Origin of the sequence: Hyphomonas sp. UBA3601 (assembly GCF_002375605.1) — a bacterium.
GTDB lineage: Bacteria > Pseudomonadota > Alphaproteobacteria > Caulobacterales > Hyphomonadaceae > Hyphomonas.
On sequence record NZ_DFME01000092.1, the window covers coordinates 21577 to 23301 of the forward strand.

Here is a 1725-nt window from a genome sequence, read left to right on the forward strand (position 1 = left end):
CGATCCGAATAAAGCCAGTCACCTTCCCGCCCGCTGACCGACAAACGCGCGCCATGGCTCAACAGGAAGCGCGGGGCAGATTTGAGATCAGGTTCGCTGTAACAATGTGTCTTGGATGACGAAACCTTATGCGTTGGCTGTAGTAGCGGCGCAGATAGCGCCTCCATGGTTACCCAACCGCAATACCGGTCACGGCGACACTGCACCAGGCCGAACTCGCCCTGCTCTCTGAGCACGTCCACAATCTCGCCATGCAGGGCCTGCGTAGCGAGGCGACCATCAGGCGCCGGTGTCTCGCGTACAGCCGCCACACCGGCGGTCACCTGATAGGCAAAGGCCTCGCCAACGGGTCGCTGAAGTCTCTTGTCGTAAAATGTTGGCATGCCTGTTCCCGTATTCGGGCGCTTCAGGCGGCGGCGTTGGTCTTCCCGCTGCGCTTGGGCGCCAATTGGCTATCATCCTTGCCAGAAGCTGCGGCAAGAACAAGGCCGGAGAATGTCCGCAGATATGCCATACCGGCTGGTGTGCGCTCGATGAAGATATTGCGCAGATCCGTGTCGTCCTTGATCCGGCGGATGAAATCGAGCCGGGCGAGCGCATCCAATGCCCGCGTGACCGCTGGCTTGGCGATATTCAGGTGCTCGGCCAGGCCGCGTACCGTATGGGGTCCAGGTGTCAGCGCGATCGTCATCAGAATGGCCTGCTGGCGCGCGGTCAAATCGGGCGCGTCCGAACGCACAGACGCCGTTACGGCACGTCGCCACAATTCTAGACCTTCGCGCTCAGACAGTGCCATTTCTCTACCCTTATTGTTCGCCTTATCGGAGAATCTCAGCTGATTTGCGGACTCCGTCTAGGGGGCTTGTCCTGTAAAGCTGGGGACAGGGGCCTTCACATTCCGGCCGAAACGCACGACATTGCAGGCATGGCCCAATCACATAGTCACATTCACGCAAACACCCCGTGCAGCCCCCAGGACGTGGATGCTTTCCTCAATGAGGCGGAAACCCTCGTCATGCGGCGCGGACAGCGGATGACGCGCATTCGCCGCAAGGTATTGCGCCTCCTGCTTGAGAGCACAGCGCCCGCCAAGGCGTATGATTTGCTGGCCAATCTCGACGGCGAAGGCTCTGCCAAGCCCCCTACCATCTATCGCGCGCTCGATTTCCTCCAGGAGACCGGCCTCGCCCACAAGATCGAAAGCCTGAACGCCTATGTCGCTTGCGGCCATGCCAGCCACAATCACTCTGCGGTGTTCCTCATCTGCGACACCTGCCATGGCGCAGAGGAATTGCACGCAACAGCAACGAATGAAGCGCTCGAAGCTGAAACAACCGCCGCAGGCTTCCAGATGAGCCGTGCTGTCGTGGAAGTGCGCGGCAAATGCCGGGACTGCGCCGCATGATCACATTGTGGAGGGGGAGCTGCAATCAGTGGGATTGCGACGAGATGGGGCACATGAATGTGCGCGTCTATGTCGAGAAGCAATTGGAAGGCCTCGCCGCCTTTGCGCCGGACCTCGGCATGCCACACGCTTTCAAGGCGTCGTCGCCATCGACGATCATTCCGGTCGATCAGCATATCCGCTTCGTACGCGAAGTTTTGCCCGGCCGGCCGCTCACCATGAATGGTTGCGTGCTGGAAACGGACGAAGACAGCGCCCTGATCTATCAGGAACTACGCCACGCAGACGGATCGCTCGCCGCCGCCATGCGCACGCGCGTG

3 protein-coding genes and 1 pseudogene are annotated in these 1725 nt (G+C 60.5%); 2 read left to right on the forward strand and 2 right to left on the reverse strand.

Translation table 11 applies throughout. The features are described from left to right. Both B4F73_RS09475 and B4F73_RS09480 read right to left on the reverse strand, forming a co-directional pair. Positions 1-383: pseudogene (locus B4F73_RS09475) on the reverse strand (peptidoglycan endopeptidase); the annotation flags it as partial. A gap of 23 nt (positions 384-406) precedes the next feature. Next, positions 407-796 carry a MarR family transcriptional regulator gene (locus B4F73_RS09480; protein WP_034815997.1) on the reverse strand — a complete coding sequence of 130 codons (390 nt, stop codon included), beginning with the start codon at positions 794-796 and terminating at the stop codon, positions 407-409. Between the two features lie 129 nt (positions 797-925). Between B4F73_RS09480 and B4F73_RS09485 the strand changes: the two genes are divergently transcribed. Together B4F73_RS09485 and B4F73_RS09490 are read left to right on the forward strand one after the other, a co-directional pair. Further along, complete coding sequence (locus B4F73_RS09485) at positions 926-1405, forward strand: transcriptional repressor (protein WP_206992328.1); 480 nt, start codon at positions 926-928, stop codon at positions 1403-1405. After that, a partial coding sequence (locus B4F73_RS09490) for a thioesterase family protein (RefSeq protein ID WP_349679555.1) occupies positions 1402-1725 on the forward strand: 324 nt, incomplete at its 3' end. The genes B4F73_RS09485 and B4F73_RS09490, both read left to right, overlap by 4 nt.